The 16,200-nt window shown below is 69.7% G+C and carries 14 protein-coding genes; 10 read left to right on the top strand and 4 right to left on the bottom strand.

The window, feature by feature from the left end:
- Positions 1-66: 66 nt before the first annotated feature.
- The 5 genes from ACZ7M3_RS20050 to ACZ7M3_RS20070 all read left to right on the top strand — a co-directional run bounded on the left by ACZ7M3_RS20050 (position 67) and on the right by ACZ7M3_RS20070 (position 4,703).
- Positions 67-1,692 (top strand): ATP-binding protein, encoded by a 1,626-nt coding sequence (locus tag ACZ7M3_RS20050; RefSeq protein ID WP_472064857.1) that lies wholly within the window; start codon positions 67-69, stop codon positions 1,690-1,692.
- A complete protein-coding gene (locus tag ACZ7M3_RS20055) occupies positions 1,689-2,096 on the top strand; it encodes a roadblock/LC7 domain-containing protein (RefSeq protein ID WP_054231184.1) in 408 nt (135 codons plus the stop codon). The genes ACZ7M3_RS20050 and ACZ7M3_RS20055 overlap by 4 nt, the downstream gene beginning before the upstream one ends.
- Complete coding sequence (locus tag ACZ7M3_RS20060; RefSeq protein ID WP_472064859.1) at positions 2,093-2,530, top strand: DUF742 domain-containing protein; 438 nt, start codon at positions 2,093-2,095, stop codon at positions 2,528-2,530. Before ACZ7M3_RS20055 ends, ACZ7M3_RS20060 begins: the two co-directional genes overlap by 4 nt.
- A complete protein-coding gene (locus tag ACZ7M3_RS20065; RefSeq protein ID WP_472064861.1) occupies positions 2,511-3,131 on the top strand; it encodes a GTP-binding protein in 621 nt (206 codons plus the stop codon). The genes ACZ7M3_RS20060 and ACZ7M3_RS20065 overlap by 20 nt, the downstream gene beginning before the upstream one ends.
- A 102-nt stretch (positions 3,132-3,233) precedes the next feature.
- Complete coding sequence (locus ACZ7M3_RS20070) at positions 3,234-4,703, top strand: cytochrome P450 (protein ID WP_472064863.1); 1,470 nt, start codon at positions 3,234-3,236, stop codon at positions 4,701-4,703.
- Positions 4,704-4,719: 16 nt separating this feature from the next.
- On the opposite strand, the gene ACZ7M3_RS20075 is transcribed toward ACZ7M3_RS20070, so the two are convergent.
- Both ACZ7M3_RS20075 and ACZ7M3_RS20080 read right to left on the bottom strand, forming a co-directional pair.
- Complete coding sequence (locus ACZ7M3_RS20075) at positions 4,720-5,667, bottom strand: RluA family pseudouridine synthase (protein WP_472064865.1); 948 nt, start codon at positions 5,665-5,667, stop codon at positions 4,720-4,722.
- 36 nt (positions 5,668-5,703) lie between these two features.
- Positions 5,704-7,254 carry an amino acid permease gene (locus tag ACZ7M3_RS20080; RefSeq protein WP_472064867.1) on the bottom strand — a complete coding sequence of 517 codons (1,551 nt, stop codon included), beginning with the start codon at positions 7,252-7,254 and terminating at the stop codon, positions 5,704-5,706.
- A gap of 251 nt (positions 7,255-7,505) precedes the next feature.
- Between ACZ7M3_RS20080 and ACZ7M3_RS20085 the strand changes: the two genes are divergently transcribed.
- The 3 genes from ACZ7M3_RS20085 (at position 7,506) to ACZ7M3_RS20095 (ending at position 10,137) form a co-directional block, all read left to right on the top strand.
- Entirely contained in the window at positions 7,506-8,156 is a 651-nt protein-coding gene (locus tag ACZ7M3_RS20085) for a PadR family transcriptional regulator (protein WP_472064869.1), read from the top strand.
- A gap of 191 nt (positions 8,157-8,347) precedes the next feature.
- Positions 8,348-9,364, top strand: coding sequence for an ATP-binding cassette domain-containing protein (locus ACZ7M3_RS20090; RefSeq protein WP_472064871.1), 1,017 nt, complete (start codon positions 8,348-8,350; stop codon positions 9,362-9,364).
- Positions 9,361-10,137 (top strand): ABC transporter permease, encoded by a 777-nt coding sequence (locus tag ACZ7M3_RS20095; protein ID WP_472064873.1) that lies wholly within the window; start codon positions 9,361-9,363, stop codon positions 10,135-10,137. Before ACZ7M3_RS20090 ends, ACZ7M3_RS20095 begins: the two co-directional genes overlap by 4 nt.
- Before the next feature lie 76 nt (positions 10,138-10,213).
- Here the strand turns inward: ACZ7M3_RS20095 and ACZ7M3_RS20100 are convergent, their stop codons facing one another.
- Together ACZ7M3_RS20100 and ACZ7M3_RS20105 are read right to left on the bottom strand one after the other, a co-directional pair.
- Positions 10,214-11,062, bottom strand: coding sequence for a siderophore-interacting protein (locus tag ACZ7M3_RS20100; RefSeq protein ID WP_472064874.1), 849 nt, complete (start codon positions 11,060-11,062; stop codon positions 10,214-10,216).
- Between the two features lie 207 nt (positions 11,063-11,269).
- A complete protein-coding gene (locus tag ACZ7M3_RS20105) occupies positions 11,270-12,202 on the bottom strand; it encodes a 5'-3' exonuclease (RefSeq protein WP_217566510.1) in 933 nt (310 codons plus the stop codon).
- A gap of 119 nt (positions 12,203-12,321) precedes the next feature.
- Here ACZ7M3_RS20105 and ACZ7M3_RS20110 point away from each other — a divergent pair, with 119 nt between their 5' ends.
- Positions 12,322-13,401: a quaternary amine ABC transporter ATP-binding protein gene (locus tag ACZ7M3_RS20110; protein WP_472064876.1), complete on the top strand. Its 1,080-nt coding sequence runs from the start codon at positions 12,322-12,324 to the stop codon at positions 13,399-13,401.
- Positions 13,394-16,003 carry an ABC transporter permease/substrate binding protein gene (locus ACZ7M3_RS20115; protein WP_472064878.1) on the top strand — a complete coding sequence of 870 codons (2,610 nt, stop codon included), beginning with the start codon at positions 13,394-13,396 and terminating at the stop codon, positions 16,001-16,003. Before ACZ7M3_RS20110 ends, ACZ7M3_RS20115 begins: the two co-directional genes overlap by 8 nt.
- The last annotated feature ends 197 nt before the right edge of the window (positions 16,004-16,200 follow it).

Consider the following 16,200-nt stretch of genomic DNA (forward strand, 5'->3'; position numbering starts at 1 on the left):
GGTTTGACCACGCAGTTTCCCCACGAACTCCCCCCTACCCCAGCCGATCTGTCTCAGAGGGCATACATGGTGAGTGTTCAATCGCCTCCCGGTGGCCGTGAACTTCCCTACGCGCGCGTGCTGTTGCTGCCGGCCATACTGATGGCCGCGGTGACCGGGGCCGCCGTCGCCTTGGTGACGGGCCCGGCCCGGGCCGCCGTCGGCTGGTGCGGCGGCATCGCGACGCTGCTGGTGATCGCGGTCGCCGCCGAAGCCGTACGCCGTGGCCGCGTCATCCGTGCCGTGCGCGCCGAACTGGCCGGCCGTACCGCGTACCTGGAACAACGCATCGCCGCCCACGATCAGGACATCGTGCGTTTCCACCACGAAGTCCTGCCCGCCGCGATCAGGCGCATGAACCGCGGCATGAACCCCGACACCGTGGCGCTCCGCTTCGGCGTCGACGACCCCAGCCTGCCGCCGATCTCCGAGGTGGAACGGGACCTGCTGAGCACCTTCCTCCAGTTGCTGGACACCGAGAAGCTGCTGCTCGACTCCTCGCACCGCTCCTTCGTCAACATCGCCCGCCGCGTGCAGGCGATCGTCCACCAGCAGAACAAGGAACTCCGCGAGATGGAGGAGGACCACGGGCGCAACCCCGAGGTCTTCGACGACCTGCTGCGCATCGACCACGGCACCGCGCTGATCGGCCGCCTCGCCGACTCCATCGCGGTGCTCGGCGGCGGCCGCCCGGGCCGCAACTGGCCCAAGCCCGTGCCGTTGTTCAGCGTGATGCGGGGCGCGATGTCCCGGATCCTCGAGTACCGGCGCATCGAGCTGCACTCGATCGCCGACGTCAACGTCAACGGCATCCACGTCGAACCGGTCATCCACGCGGTCGCCGAACTCCTCGACAACGCGACGCGCTATTCGCCGCCGAACAGCAAGGTGCACCTGACCGCCCTCAAGGTGCAGACCGGTGTCGCCATCGAGATCGAGGACTCCGGCGTCAGCTTCAGCGACGAGGCCCGCGGCAAGATGGAGGAACTGCTCCGGCAGGCCGCGGCCGGCACCGACCTCCAGGTTCTCGGCGAGGCCCCCCGACTCGGCATCTCCGTCGTCGGCCGGCTCTCGAACATGTACGACATGGCGATCGCGCTCCGGCAGTCCGCGTACGGCGGTGTCCGCGCGGTCGTCGTGGTGCCGAGCAACATGCTCACCAAGGACCCCGCAGCCTCCCTCGCCCACGGCATCGGCGCGAACTCCACCGCGACCATGGACACCGACGGGGTCGAGGGGCCCAACCGCAAGCCGAAGAAGCGCCGCCCGACCACCGGACCCCGCCTCCCCGAGCAGGACGACGGGTACAGGGACGACGACGCCCCGCTGGTCACCGAGTGGACGCCCAACGGCCTGCCGCAGCGGCGCAGCCGGGTCAAGATCCCGCTCAGGGAGCGGTACGCCGAGGCCGCCCGGATCGCCGCCGAGGAGGAGGCGGCGGCCGCGGCCGCCGCCGCGGCGCCTTCCTGGGGCACCGCGCCCGCCGCCCCGAAGCAGGAGCAGGAGCAGGAGCAGGAGAAGGAGAAGGAGAAGCCACCGGGGCATTGGGTCGAGGCGTTCTGGGAGGGCCTCAAGCGTGACCCGGCCCCCAACGCGTCCACCAGGAAGAACCAGGCGGCCGCGGAGGCCGACGACGAGGGGGACCTCAAGTGATCCATCAGCGGGACAACTTCGACTGGATGCTCAGGGATCTCGCTGACGGTGTACCCGGCATCCAGCAGATCGTGGTGCTCTCCGCCGACGGACTGCGCATCGCACGCTACGGCGGCAACCCGGACGCCGCCGACCGCGTCGCCGCGGCCTGCGCGGGCCTGCAGAGCCTGGCCGCGGCGGTCGCGAGCGAGGTTCCCAGCAGCGACGGCACGATGAAGATGGTCCTCATCGAGATCGACGGAGGCTACTTCTATCTGATGTCCGCCGGGGCCAACGCCTATCTCGCGGTCCTCGCCAACCAGATCGCGGAGCCCGGCCTCATGAGCAACCGCATGAGCGACCTCGTCGCCCGGATCGGCGCCCATCTGACCAGTCCGCCGAGGCGCAACGGGCAGACCGTATGACTCCTCCGCAACGCCGACGGCGATTCCCCAAGGAAGAGTTCACCGAGCCTCCCCGGGAGCGGCCTCCCCAAGAGGGTGAGGAAGACGGTGAGGAAGAGGACCCCAAGAATCCCGGGCGCCTGTATCTGCTCACCGGTGGGGGCGAGGCGGGCGAGCGGGCCGACCTGGACCTGGTCACCTTGATCGTGGCGCGCGCCGACGCGCCGACACCCACCACCCAGCCGGAGCAGTCGGTGCTGCTCCGGCTCTGCCAGGCCCCTCTGTCCGTGGCCGAGCTATCGGCCTATCTCAATCTGCCGTTCAGCGTGGTGACCGTCCTGCTCACCGAGCTGCTGGCGGCCGAACTGGTACAGGCACGCGCCCCGATCGTTCGTTCGGCGCTCCCCGACCGTTCCCTCCTCGAAGCGGTGATGCATGGACTTCAAAAGCTCTGAGACGATCACCGGCCCGCGCGCCGAGGACCATCTGCCGCACACGGCGCAAGCCGCCGTGAAGATCGTGATCGTGGGCGGGTTCGGAGTCGGCAAGACGACCATGGTGGGTGCCGTCAGCGAGATCAAACCGCTGACCACCGAGGAGACCATGACGCAGGCCGGCATCGGCATCGACGACAATTACGGCTCGGAGACCAAGACCGCGACCACCGTCGCCATGGACTTCGGTCGCATCAGCATCACGGAACGGTTGGTGCTCTACCTCTTCGGCACCCCCGGCCAGGAGCGCTTCTGGTTCCTGTGGAACGGCCTCTTCGAAGGCGCGCTCGGCGCGGTCGTGCTGATCGACACCCGCCGCCTGGAAGTCAGCTTCGACGTGATCGGCCGTCTGGAGGAGCGCGGTGTGCCCTTCGTCGTCGCCATGAACACCTTCCCGGACGCGCCCAGCTATCCGATCGAGGACCTGCGCGCCGCGCTCGACCTGTCGGAGGACATCCCGATCGTGCAGTGCGACGCGCGCCGCCGGGCCTCCAGCCGGGACGTCCTGATGACGCTGATGCATTTCCTGTACTCGCTCACGATGGCCCAGGCACGCACCTGATGCCCGCGGCGGCCGCCCTTCCCGTCCCAAGACACCGGACCACCCCCAAGAACCCGGACACCCCCAAGACACCGGATCCACTTCAGTTTCGGAGCGATCACCGTGACGTCTGAATCCCACTTCCCGGCCGGTACGGACGACCGTACGCTCGCCCCGCCGCCCGGCTGTCCCGCCCACGGCCTCGGTCCCGGCGGACTGCACCGGCTGTACGGCCCCGAGGCGGACGACCTGGGAGACCTGTACGAGAAACTCCGTCAGGAGCACGGCGCGGTCGCCCCCGTCCTGCTCCACAACGACGTGCCGATCTGGGTGGTGCTCGGCCACGCCGAGAACCTGCACCTGGTGAGCACCCCCACACACTTCTCCCGGGACAGCCGGCTGTGGAGGGCCGTCCAGGACGGCACGGCCGGCCCCGACCACCCCCTCGCGCCGCACATCGCCTGGCAGCCCATCTGTTCCCACGCCGAGGGCGACGAACACCTGCGGCTGCGCGGCGCGGTCATGGGTGCCATGTCGACCATCAACCACCGCACCATCCGGCGGCACATCAACCGCGCGACCCAACTGCTCGTCAACCGGTTCTGCGAGAAGGGCCGGGCCGACCTGGTCAGCCAGTTCGCCGAGCACCTGCCGATGGCCGTGCTGTGCGAGATCCTCGGCATGCCCGACGAGTACGACGACCGGCTGGTGCAGGCCACCCGCGACCTGCTCAGGGGCACCGAGACCGCGATCGCCAGCAACGAGTACGTCATGAACATCCTGATCCGGCACACCGCCCGGCGTCGGGCCGAGACCACCGGGGACTTCACCAGCGTCCTGATCAACCACCCGGCCCAGCTCACCGACGACGAGGTCTCCCAGCATCTGCGCCTGGTGCTGCTCGCCGCGTACGAGGCCACGGCCAACCTGCTCGCCAACGTGCTGCGCGTGGTGCTCACCGACCCGCGCTTCCGCGCCCAGCTGAACGGCGGGCAGATGACGGTGCCCCAGGCGGTCGAGCAGTCGCTGTGGGACGAGCCGCCGTTCAGCGCGGTCCTCGGCTACTTCGCCAAGCAGGACACGGAGGTGGGCGGTCGGGAGATCCGTCGGGGCGACGGTCTGATCCTGGGGATCGCGCCGGGCAACATCGACCCCAAGGTGCGTCCCGATCTCAAGGCCAACATGATGGGCAACCGCGCCCACCTCGCCTTCGGCGGCGGCCCCCACGAGTGCCCTGGCCAGGACATCGGCCGTGCCATCGCGGACGTCGGGGTCGAGGCACTGCTGATCCGGCTGCCCGACGTCGAACTCGAGGGCGACGAGGACGAGTTGCGCTGGCGCTCGTCGATGTCCTCGCGCCACCTGGTGGAGCTTCCGGTGTACTTCGCGCCGCAGGCGCCCCAGGACGTCGAGGAAGTGCCGTCCATCAACCCCCTCCCGCGGCAGCGGCCGAGCCTGGAGGTCACGACGGACGAGCCGGCCGCGGCGCCGGCCCCGGCACCCGTGGCATCGCCCGACCTGTCGGCGACACCGGAACCCGTGCGCCGACTCGGCGCCTGGCAGCGCTTCCTGCGCTGGTGGCGGGGCTACTGAGCCCGGACGTCGACGATCACGCCTCCCGGGCCCAGTCGTCGTACGAGGACCAGGCCCGCAGCGCCCGCCCGCTGACGAACCGGTGCGCGCTCCCCGTGACCGGATCGGTGAACTCCAGGACCCGCGCGAGCAGTTGGAGCGGTCGCCGGAAGTCGCCGGCCGGCACGGGGCCGGTCACCACCGGGTAGAGCGGATCGCCGAGGATCGGTACGCCCAACGCGTTCATGTGCACCCGCAGTTGATGGGTCTGCCCGGTGCGCGGCAGCAGGCGGTAGCGCCCCAGTCCGTCGCGGTGGTCGGTGAGTTCGACCTCCGTGAGGGCGTTCGGCTCGCCCGCCACCTCGCGCGCGGCCAGCACCCCGCGCTCCTTCACGATCCGGCTGGTGACCGTCCGCGGCAGTGCGAGCCCCGCGTCGTACGGGGCCACCGCCTCGTACTCCTTGCGGACCAGCCGGTCGCGGAACAGCGTCTGGTAGGCGCCGCGCTCCTCGGGCCGCACGGTGAACAGCACGAGCCCGGCGGTGAGGCGGTCCAGCCGGTGTGCGGCGCCGATCGCCGGCAGGCCGAGCTCCCGCCGCAGCCGGGCCAGCGCGGTCTCGGCGACATGGCCCCCGCGCGGGGTGGTGGCGAGGAAGTGCGGCTTGTCGGCGACGACGATGTGCTCGTCGCGGTACACCACGTCGAGGGCGAACGGCACCGGTTCCTCGTCGGGCAGCTCCCGGTGGAACCACACGAACATCCCCGGCTCGTACGCCGCGTCGGGCGCCACCGGACGCCCGTCGGCGCCGACGATCAGCCCGTCCCCGAGCATCCCGTCGATCACCCCGGCCCTCGCCGCGAGCCGCTCCACCAGATGCTCCCGCACGGTGGCCCATCCCCCGTCCCGCGGGAGCCTGATCCGCACGGGGTCGACTCCCTCGCGCTGCGGGAGGGGGGAGGGCGGGATCCGGGGTCTGCGTCTCACCTGGTCAAGCGTACGAGGCTCGGGCGGGGGAGGGATTCAGGCGTACGAGGCAGGGACCACCTCGGGAGTCCCGGCCACCGCTGTCCGCGCCCGGTAGGCCCGGTAGGCGGCGCCCGCGACCAGCGTCAGGCCCAGGAACAGCACCGTGAACCACTGGAAGTACCAGTGCCCGCCGGCCGGGTCGTACACCGCCGCGCGCGGCCAGGCGAGGTTGACGGTCATGAAGAGGCCGTAGACGAGGGCGATCGCGTTGACGGGGACGCCCCAGCGGCCCAGCGAGAAGAGCGGGGCGCCGCTCTCGTCGGTGCCGTCGGCGGTGAACTGTCCGCGCAGCCGGCGCACCAGCAGCGGACCGGTCACCATCGCGTACGCCAGGTACAGCATCACGATGCAGGTGGTGCCGATCGCCAGGAAGGCGTCCGGGGAGGCGAAGTCGAGCAGCAGCAGAGCGGCGGCGAGGACGCCGACGACCAGGGCGGGAGCGCTCGGCATGCCGGTGCGCGGGTTGACCGCCCGGAGGCGGCGGGAGAAGGGGAGCTGGTGGTCGCGGGCCATCGAGAAGAGCATGCGGCAGGCGGCGGTCTGGATCGCCAGGGTCGCCACCGCGATGGCCACCACGACGTCGGCGAGCAGCGCGCGGCCGACCCCGTCGCCGAGGCTGCTGGTCAGGACGTAGCTCAGACCGTCGACGCCGAGACGGCCGTCGGTGAGGCTGGGCGCGGCGAGCAGTCCGCCGAGCACGATGAGTCCGCCGAGCAGACCCGCGGCGGCGAGCGCGGTGAGGATCGTGCGGGGCGCGGTGCGGCGCGGGTGGTGGGTCTCCTCGCTCATCTCGCCGGCGCTGTCGAAGCCGATCATGACGTACGCCGCCATGAACGAGCCCACCATCAGCGCCCCGAACAGGCCCGTGCTGCCCTGGCCGGTGTGGAAGGTGATGCCGGGGGAGCGCTCGGAGTGGGTGAGCAGGAGCACGATGATCAGGACGGCGCCGATGATCTCGGCGGTGACACCGATCCGGTTGATCACCGACATCACACGGTTGTCGATGACGTTCACCAGTGTGGTCAGCACGAGGAGGATCACGCCGAGGACCGCCGCGTTGGCCGCGCCGTCGGGGCTGGTGGGAGCCGGATCGCTGCCGACCAGCTGGAAGCCGGACCAGATCGCGGGCAGCACCATCTGCAGCGCGAGCGCCGCCGCCGCGACCACCACGATCTGCCCGATCACCATGATCCAGCCGGCGAACCAGCCGAAGGAGAGGTTCGACAGGCGCGAGGCCCACTGGTAGATCGCGCCCGAGATCGGATAGCGCGCGGCCAGCTCCGCGAAGCAGGCGGCGACCGCCAACTGGCCCACCAGCACGGCCGGCCAGGTCCAGAAGAAGACGGGGCCGCCGAACGCGTACCCGAAGGCGAAGAACTGGAAGACGGTCGTCAGGACGGAGATGAAGGAGAAGCCGGCGGCGAACGAGGCGTACCGGCCGAGGCTGCGGTGCAGCTCCTGGCGGTAGCCGAACTCGGCCAGGGAGCGGTCGCCGGAGGACTCCGGAGGGTCGGGGCGTACGTCGGAGGGGGCGGTGGTGGTCACGGCGGCACCTGCCTTCGGCGCGGAAGGGTGGGCGGGGTGGGTGTGCTGGACGGCGTGAGCCGGATTCCTGTCGGGTGACAGAAATTAGGGAGTGCCTGTTTCCCTCGCGTGACACGGCCGTGTCGGGGTCGGGCCTAAGTCCTCACGCCCTTGCGTCCCGTGGAGGATCGCGATACATCGCGTGTATTGACGCCCGTCCCGCACACGCGATATGTTCGGCCACGGATATTCGGGGACGAGGTGAGGTCATCATGGCGACGAAACGCCGGAAGCTGAGCAATCCGCTGGCGCTCGCGGTCATGGTGCTGCTCACCGAGAAGCCGATGCATCCGTACGAGATCGCCCAGACCCTGCGCCGACGGGGCAAGGACACCAGCCTGAAGATCAACTATGGCTCGCTCTACACCGTCGTGCAGAACCTGGAGAAGCACGGCTTCGTCGAGGTCGCGGAGGTGCAGCGACAGGGCAACCGCCCCGAGCGCACGCTGTACGGCATCACGGACGCCGGACGTGTGGAGGCCACGGAGTGGCTGTCGGACCTGCTCGCCGTCCCGGCGGAGGAGTATCCGATCTTCGAGGCCGCGCTCTCACTGATGGGCGTGCTCCACCCCGACGAGGTGGCACGCCTGTTGGGGGAGCGGCTCAACATGCTGGAGGTGCGGGCCGCGAGTCTGCGCGGCGGCCTGGAGAAGCTCTACGAGACGCTGCCCCGGCTCTTCCTGATCGAGTCCGAGTTCAAGCTGCACATGATCGAGGCGGAGGCCGAATGGGTCCGCGGCTTCCTCATGGAGGTCACGGCGGGCACGTTTCCCGGCGTCAAGGAGTGGCGGTCCTTCAGCGAGACGGGGGAGATCCCCGAGGAGTACCTGCAGCTGGAAGCCGGTGAGGCCGAAAGGCCGTAGCCGAACGGAGAAAAGACCCCGGCAGCGCTGTTGCAGCAGCCCCGCCGGGGTCTCGAACCCCGAACCGAACCCGCCGTGAGGCAGCTCCGGGCCGTCGAGGTGCGGCACACCCAGGATAGCCCGGCGCTCTTCACGCGGATCGGCTCGGCACACCCACCCGAGATCACCGCTCACACAGGAGAGCAGTCGTCATGAGCAGTACCCGTGCGCCCGCGGTCGAGGCGCGTCAGCTGATCAAGACCTACCCGGGTGACGTCACCGCGCTCAGCGGCATGGACGTCACCGTCGAGACCGGCACCGTCTTCGGCCTGCTCGGCCCGAACGGCGCCGGCAAGTCCACCACCGTCAAGATCCTCACCACCCTGGCCCGTCCCGACTCGGGCACCGCCACGGTGGCCGGGCACGACGTGCTGCGCCATCCGGTCCGGGTGCGCCGCGCGATCGGCGTGGTCGCCCAGAACTCCGGCGCCGACCCGGTGGCCACCGGCCGGGAGAACCTCCAACTCCAGGGCAGGCTCTACGGCTTGAAGGGCGCCGGCTTGAACCGCCGGGTGGACGAACTGCTCGACCGCTTCCGGCTCGCCGACGCGGCGCGGCGCCCGGTCAAGGGCTACTCGGGCGGCATGCGGCGCCGGCTCGACGTGGCGCTCGGTCTCGTCCACCGCCCCGAGGTGCTCTTCCTCGACGAGCCCACCACCGGACTCGACCCCGAGGCGCGCACCGCGATGTGGGACGAGATCGCCCGCCTCGCCGGCGACGAGGGGCTGACCATCCTGCTCACCACGCACTACCTGGAGGAGGCCGACCGGCTCGCCGAGCGCATCGCGATCGTCGACCGCGGGCGTGTGGTGGTCGAGGGCACTCCGGACGCCCTGAAGGGCGAACTCCGCGGTGACGCCGTCCACGTGGAACTGCGCGAAGCCCTGGGAGACGCCGGTCGTACGCTGCTGAACGGCGCCCTCACCGGGCTGGCGGGCGTGCACGAGGCGCTGTTCGACGGCCGCCGTGTCAGTGTCCGCGCCGATGACGGGGCCGCCGCCATGCCCGCCCTGCTCGGGGTGCTGGAGCGGGCCGGGGTCGGGGTCGCCGCCGCGACCGTCGCCCGCCCCTCGCTCGACGACGTCTACCTCCGCTACGCGGGCCGCCGTTACGCGGAGGCGGAAGCGGAAGGCGTCGATAACCTCGTCCTCGCCGGAGGTGTCCGATGAGCACCGCCGTCTCCCAGACCTGGTACATGACCCAGCGTCAGCTGATGGTGTTCGCACGTCAGCCCGCCTACGCGATCATCACCCTGATCCAGCCGGTGATCTGGCTGTTCCTGTTCGGCAACCTCTTCAAGAAGGTCGTCGAACTCGGAGGCTTCGGCACCACCTCGTATCTGGACTACCTCGTCCCGGGCGTGGTCGTGATGAGCGCGCTCAGCTCCAACATGTGGGCGGGCATGGGCACGCTCGACGAGATCCAGCGCGGCACGCTCAACCGCTTCCTGACCACGCCCGTCAGCCGGGCCGCCCTGATGAACGGCAACGTCGTCAACAACGGCCTGATCACCGCCCTGCAGTCGGTCGTCATCGTGCTGCTCGGCCTGCTGGGCGGCGCGGACTACCCGGGCGGCATCGGCGGTATCGCGATCCTGATCGTCGCCTCGGTACTGCTCGGCACGATCTTCGGAGCGCTGTCCAACGCGCTGGGCATGCTGGTCCGGGAGCGGGAGTCGATCATCGGCATCAACACGTTCCTGCTGCTGCCGCTGACCTTCCTCTCCTCGGCCTTCATGGCCCCGTCCCAGACGCCCGGCTGGATGCGGCACATCGCCGACTTCAATCCGCTCAACTGGGCGATGGTGGCGGGGCGTTCGGCGATGTCCGAGCATCCCGACTGGGGTGTCGTGCTCGGCCGCTCGGGCGCGCTGCTCGCACTGGCCGTGGCGGCGGTGTGGCTGTCGATCCGTACGTTCAGGTCCTACCAGCGTTCCGTGTGACCCGAGAGGCCGGGGCGGCGTCCCGAGCCCCGAGGTGCCGCAGGCCGGCGTCCTGAGTGACGCGAGGGGGCGGGAGTCAGGAGGCGGCCGACGCGGTCGCCTCCTGCTCCGCCTCCACCTGCGCGTTCCAGTCCCGCTTGCTCGCCTGCCAGCCGTCCTCGTTGTGCCCAAGACGCCAGTAGCCGGAGATCGACAGGTCCTCGCGCGGGATCTCACGCTCGACCCGCAGCAGCCGGCGCAGCTCCTTCACGAAGCCCGCCTCGCCGTGCACGAACGCGTGCACCCGGCCCGCCGGGAAGTCGAGGGCGCGGACGGCCTCCACCAGGGCCTCGCCGAGCGGCCGGTCGCCGCGGTGCAGCCAGACGACCTCCACGTCGGAGTCGATCTTCTGCTCCTCCTCACGCCCGGAGATCTCCACGAAGGCGCGGGCCACGGCGCCCTCCGGCAGTGCCTCCACGGCGGCACTGATCGCGGGCAGCGCGCTCTCGTCACCGGCGAGCAGGTGCCAGTCGGCGCTCGCGTCGGGCGCGTAGGCGCCACCCGGACCCATGAAGCGCACGACCTCGCCCGGCTGGACGTGCGCCGCCCACGGCCCGGCCAGGCCCTCGTCGCCGTGCACCACGAAGTCGAGTGTCAGCTCGCGCAGTTCGGGGTCCCAGGCACGCACGGTGTACGTCCGGGTCACCGGCCACTGCTCGCGCGGGAGTTCCTCGCGGATCCGCTCCACGTCGAACGGCTCGGGGTAGGTGACACCCTCCGGGGCGAACAGCAACTTCACATAGTGGTCGGTGCTGGTGCCCGCGGTGAACTCGGCGAGACCCTCGCCGCCCAGCACGACACGCTGCATGTGAGGGGTCAGCCGCTCGGTCCGCACGACGTGCGCGGAATGGGGCTTCCTGGACCTGCGTGCCGGACGCTCTGCCATGACGGCCTCCTCGTTCACTCGCTTAGGCTTACCTAAGTTAGCATCTCTCCCCCAGTTAACACCCTCCGTGTGAGAAGCCCATGAGCCCCCTACGCCGGTGCTTGAGTCGCACGGTAGCCGGGATTGAGTCCCACTCCGTGAGTAAGGCTACCCTAAATTGAGAATGCCACTCTTCTGAGTGGGAACGTCAATTTCGCCTGCTCCCGTTCACTCGCCGAGCGTGGTGAGCAACCGCTGCAGCGACCCGCCCAGACCCCAGCGCGCGGCCAGTCCCTCCAGCGCGGCCGGGTCGCGCGGCGCGTGTGGCAACGCCGTGTCGACGTCCGGCAGGGGAACGTCACCGGCGACCCGTACGACCTTGGGCGCGACCGCGACGTACGGCCGTGACTCGTCGAGCCGCTTGCGCTGAGAAGGTGTCAGCTTCGCCTTCGGGTCGTCGACCGCCGCCATGATTCCGGCCAGGTCGCCGAACTGGTCGAGCAGCTTGGCCGCCGTCTTCTCACCGATCCCCGGCACCCCCGGCAGACCGTCGCTCGGGTCGCCGCGGAGCAGCGCCAGATCCGCGTAACCGCTGCCGTCGACCCCGTACTTCTCGCGCAGCCAGGTCTCGTCGGTGAGCTGGAGCGTGCCCACACCCTTGAGGGGGTACAGGACGCGCACCCCCCGCTTGTCGTCGACGAGTTGGTAGAGGTCGCGGTCGCCGGTGACGATGTCGACCGGGCCGTCGGCGCGACCGGTGAAGGTGCCGATCACATCGTCCGCCTCGTACCCCTCGACCCCCACGCGGGCGATGCCCAGCGCGTCGAGGACCTCCTCGATGACCGGCACCTGCGGGGAGAGCGTGTCCGGCACCTCCTCCTCGTCCGGCCTGCCGGCCTCGGTCTCCACGGCGACGCGATGCGCCTTGTACGAGGGGATCAGGTCGACCCGCCACTGCGGGCGCCAGTCCGCGTCCATGCAGGCCACCAGATCGTCGGGGCGGTGGTCCCTGACCAGCCGGTCGATGAAGTCGAGCAGCCCGCGCACGGCGTTCACGGGCGTGCCGTCCGGGGCCTTTACGGAGTCGGGGACCCCGAAGTAGGCCCGGAAGTACAGGGAAGCGGTGTCGAGCAGCATCAGGCGTCTGGTCACGCCTCGCATCATGCCGTACGCCACTGACAGTGACCTGGACCACTCCTGTGTTTGCTCCGTGTAAGCGTGGGCAGGCGCGGCACCGGGACAACCCCGCTGGTTTTTCAATGTCCGATCGAGAGGCACCCGTGTCATCCAGGCTTGAGGCCGAGCATTTGTACAAGGTGTTCGGGAGACGACCCGACGCCGCGGTGGAGCGGCTCCGTCAGGGAGCCGACCGTGAGGAACTGCGCGCCGACGGCACGACCGCCGCGGTGATCGACGTGTCCTTCACGGTGGAACCCGGCCAGATCTTCGTCGTCATGGGCCTGTCCGGATCCGGCAAGTCCACCCTCCTGCGCATGCTCAACGGACTCCTGGAGCCCACCGCGGGCCAGGTGCGCTTCGACGGCCAGGACCTGACCGCGCTCAGCGCCCGCGCGCTGCGCGAGGTCCGCTCGAAGAAGATCAGCATGGTCTTCCAGCACTTCGCGCTCTTCCCGCACCGCAGCGTCCTGGAGAACGCGGCCTACGGCCTGGAGGTCCAGGGCGTGCCGAGCGCCGAGCGCAAGGAACGCGCCACCAGGGCCCTGGAGCTGGCCGGGCTCGCCGGCTGGGAGAAGTCCTGGCCCGACGAGCTGTCCGGCGGTATGCAGCAGCGCGTCGGCCTCGCCCGCGCGCTCGCCACCGACGCCGATCTGCTGCTGATGGACGAGTCGTTCAGCGCGCTGGACCCACTGATCCGCCGTGACATGCAGGACCAGCTGATCGAGCTCCAGAAGAAGCTCAAGAAGACCATCGTCTTCATCACCCACGACCTCAACGAGGCGATGCGCCTCGGCGACCGGATCGCCGTCATGCGCGACGGCCGCATCGTCCAGACCGGCACCGCCGAGGACATCCTCGTGCGTCCCGCGAACGACTACGTCGCCTCCTTCACCCAGGACGTCGACCGCTCCCGGGTCCTGACCGCCGGCGCCGTCATGGACACCGACGTACGCGGCGACGAGGCGGACTGCGACTGCGAGACCGCCACGCCCGACACCCCCTTCGTGGACCTCTGCGCGATCAGCGCCCGCCTCACGCACCCGGTGGCGGTGCTCGACGAGCGGCGCGCACTCGTGGGCGTCGTCCACCGGCAGCACCTCGTCGCCTTCCTCGGCGACGAGCAGGGGACCCCCGCACGCTGTGCCAGTCCTCGGGACGAGGCGGTGACGGCCGGTGCCTAGGATTCCCTTCGGCGACTGGGTCAACAGCGTCGTCGACTGGCTGCTGAACCACATGGCGTGGCTCTTCGACTTCTTCAAGACCGTCTTCCAGGGCACGTACGACGGTATCGACGCCGTCCTCCAGGCCCCCGAACCGCTCCTCCTCGCGGGCATCTTCGCGGTGATCGCGTTCTGGCTGCGCGGCACCTCCGCCGGTGTCCTCACCTTCGTGGGATTCGCGTTCATCGACTCCCTCGAACTGTGGGAGGACGCGATGGTGACCCTTTCTCTGGTCCTCGTCGCCACGCTCATCGCGCTCGTCGTCTCGGTACCCGTGGGCATCTGGGCGGCGCGCTCCGACCGGGTCAGCGGCATCGTCCGCCCGGTGCTGGACTTCATGCAGACGCTGCCCGCGATGATCTACCTCATCCCGGCGATCCTGTTCTTCGGCACCGGCGCCCCGGCCGGCATCGTGGCCACCCTGATCTTCGCGCTGGCCCCCGGCGTCCGCATGACCGAGCTGGGCATCCGGCAGGTCGACAAGGACCTCGTCGAGGCCGCCGACGCGTTCGGCACCACGCCCCGTGACACCCTGCTGCGCATCCAGCTGCCGCTCGCTCTGCCCACGGTGATGGCGGGCGTCAACCAGGTCATCATGCTGGGCCTGTCCATGGCCGCCATCGCGGGCATGGTCGGCACCGGCGGCCTTGGCGGCGACGTCAACGAGGCCATCGGGCAGCTGAACGTCGGCCTCGGCTCAGAGGCGGGCGTCGCCATCGTCATCCTGGCGATCTACCTGGACCGCATGACCAGCGCCCTGGGTACCCAGGTCTCCCCGCTCGGCCGCCGCGCCGCCGCCAAACTGCGCGCCGCGCAGGGCCTGAAGATCTGGTCCTACCGCCCCCGCGCGGCCGTCGCCGTCATCGGTGTCGTCGTGCTCGCGCTGGTCGCGGGCGGCATGGGCATGTTCGGCGGGACCGACTCGACGTCCACCGCGGCCGACGGCCAGAACGTCGGCCAGGGCAAGAAGATCACCATCGGCTACATCCCGTGGGACGAGGGCGTCGCCTCCACCTTCCTGTGGAAGGAGATCCTCGAGGAGCGCGGCTTCCAGGTCGACGCCAAGCAGTTCGACGCGGGCCCGCTGTACACCTCCCTCTCCCAGGGCGACATCGACTTCGAGACGGACTCCTGGCTGCCGACCACCCACGAGCAGTACTGGAAGAAGTACGGCAGCAAGCTCGACGACCTGGGCTCCTGGTTCGGCCCCACCTCGCTGGAGCTGAGCGTCCCCTCGTACATGAAGGGCGTCGACTCCCTGGCGGACCTCAAGGGCAAGGCCGGCACCTTCGGTGGCAAGATCACCGGCATCGAGTCCAGCGCCGGAATGATGGGCCTGCTCAAGAGCAAGGTCCTGAAGGACTACGGCCTCGACAAGGAGTACAAGGTCGTCGACAGCTCCACGCCCGCGATGCTGGCCGAGCTGAAGCGCGCGTACGCCAAGAAGGAGCCGATCGTCGTCACCCTCTGGTCGCCGCACTGGGCCTACAGCGACTACGACTTGAAGAAGCTCAAGGACCCGAAGGGCGCCTGGGGCAAGGGCGACGGCGTGCACACCCTCTCCCGCAAGGGGTTCGCGCAGGACAGCCCGGTCGTCGGGCAGTGGCTGAAGAACTTCAGGATGACGGAGAAGCAGCTCACCGGTCTCGAGGCCGAGATCAACAAGGTGGGCAAGGGCAAGCAGCAGGACGCGGTGCGCGCCTGGCTGAAGCGGAACCCCGGAGTCGTCGACAAGCTGGCCCCGGTCAAGAACTCCGCGGCCGCCGCCGAGACGAAGCGTCCGCTGGACGTGGCCTGGTTCCCCTGGGACGAGGACGTCGCCGTCAGCTACCTCTGGAAGAACGTCCTGGCGCGGCGCGGCTACACGCTGAACCTCAAGCAGATGGACGTCGGCCCCGTCTACACCGGCCTCGCCTCCGGCGACCTGGACCTCAACTTCGACGCCTGGCTGCCGTACGCCCAGTCCAACTACTGGGACCAGCACAAGACCGACCTGAGAGACCTGGGCACCTGGTACCGGCCGACCTCGCTGGAGATCGCCGTGCCCTCGTACGTGAAGGACGTCAAGTCCCTCGCGGACCTCAAGGGCAAGGCGGGCACCTTCGGCGGCCGCATCATCGGCATCGAGCCGGGCACGGGCGAGATGAACCTCCTGAAGACGAAGGTGCTTCCGGGCTACGGGCTGGACAAGGAGTACAAGGTCGTCGACGGCTCCACGCCCGCGATGCTGGCCGAGCTGAAGCGCGCCTACGCCAAGAAGCAGCCGGTCGCCGTCGTCCTGTGGTCCCCGCACTGGGCGTACAGCGAGTACAAGCTCACCAAGCTCGCCGACGACAAGAAGCTCTTCGGGGAGGGGAACACGATCCGGACCATCTCCAGCAAGAAGTTCCCCGAGCAGTACCCGCAGCTCACCAAGTGGATCAAGAACTTCAGGATGAGCGAGTCCGAGCTCGGCACCCTGGAGAGCGAGATCAAGCAGCGCGGCCAGGGTCATGAGGAGGCGGCCGTCGCCACATGGCTGAAGGAACACCCGGACGTGGTGGAGCGGATGACGCCGCAGTAGCCGCGAGGACGTTCGGCGAGGGGTGGCCGTCGGTCACGCGGGTGTCGGGACCCGTGTGACCGACGGCCACCCCTTTCGGCGTTCCCAGAGCCCCCTGTTCCGGCCCGCACTCGCGACCGACGACACCAGTGGCTACGTACTGGCGTACGAGAAGGATCCGGACAACCACATCGCCGTACGCGGCCGAGCCGATCCGG

The sequence above is a fragment of the Streptomyces sp. NPDC111656 genome (assembly GCF_055656965.1).

Excerpts from the sequence above, each read along its gene's own strand:
- ACZ7M3_RS20095 (WP_472064873.1), top strand. The coding sequence starts at position 9,361 with ATGAGCACCGCCGTCTCCCAGACCTGGTACATGACCCAGCGTCAGCTG.
- ACZ7M3_RS20100 (WP_472064874.1), bottom strand. The coding sequence starts at position 11,062 with ATGGCAGAGCGTCCGGCACGCAGGTCCAGGAAGCCCCATTCCGCGCAC.
- ACZ7M3_RS20060 (WP_472064859.1), top strand. The coding sequence starts at position 2,093 with ATGACTCCTCCGCAACGCCGACGGCGATTCCCCAAGGAAGAGTTCACC.
- ACZ7M3_RS20105 (WP_217566510.1), bottom strand. The coding sequence starts at position 12,202 with ATGCGAGGCGTGACCAGACGCCTGATGCTGCTCGACACCGCTTCCCTG.
- ACZ7M3_RS20065 (WP_472064861.1), top strand. The coding sequence starts at position 2,511 with ATGGACTTCAAAAGCTCTGAGACGATCACCGGCCCGCGCGCCGAGGAC.
- ACZ7M3_RS20090 (WP_472064871.1), top strand. The coding sequence starts at position 8,348 with ATGAGCAGTACCCGTGCGCCCGCGGTCGAGGCGCGTCAGCTGATCAAG.
- ACZ7M3_RS20085 (WP_472064869.1), top strand. The coding sequence starts at position 7,506 with ATGGCGACGAAACGCCGGAAGCTGAGCAATCCGCTGGCGCTCGCGGTC.
- ACZ7M3_RS20050 (WP_472064857.1), top strand. The coding sequence starts at position 67 with ATGGTGAGTGTTCAATCGCCTCCCGGTGGCCGTGAACTTCCCTACGCG.